The sequence below is a fragment of the Saccharomonospora iraqiensis subsp. paurometabolica YIM 90007 genome (assembly GCF_000231035.2).
Classification (GTDB): Bacteria; Actinomycetota; Actinomycetes; order Mycobacteriales; family Pseudonocardiaceae; genus Saccharomonospora; species Saccharomonospora paurometabolica.
The window spans coordinates 205,056-205,287 of record NZ_KI912218.1; the positions used below are offsets into that span (position 1 = coordinate 205,056).

Sequence of the window (232 nt, forward strand, 5' to 3'; positions counted from 1 at the left end):
CGTCCCGCACGGCGGCGGAGCGGCGGTGTTGCCCGCCGGAGAGCACCCCGACCAGCAGCCCGTCGTGTTCGGCCGTGGCCGGGGTGACCGCGCTGCCCTGCTCCCCCGCGTCGGCGCGGACGCAGAACACGCGGGCCCGCTCGGCCTCGGCGACCACGGCGGTGTTCACCGCCGGGTCGTCGGTGCAGGCCACGGCGTACCACGCACCGGCGAGGTCGCCGTCGGCGTAGTC

Annotated in this window: 1 protein-coding gene; it reads right to left on the reverse strand. The window is 78.0% G+C overall.

The genetic code is table 11. From position 1 onward, the window contains the following. On the reverse strand, positions 1-232 hold a 232-nt coding region (locus SACPADRAFT_RS26340; protein ID WP_040924068.1), incomplete at both ends, for an NAD(P)-dependent oxidoreductase.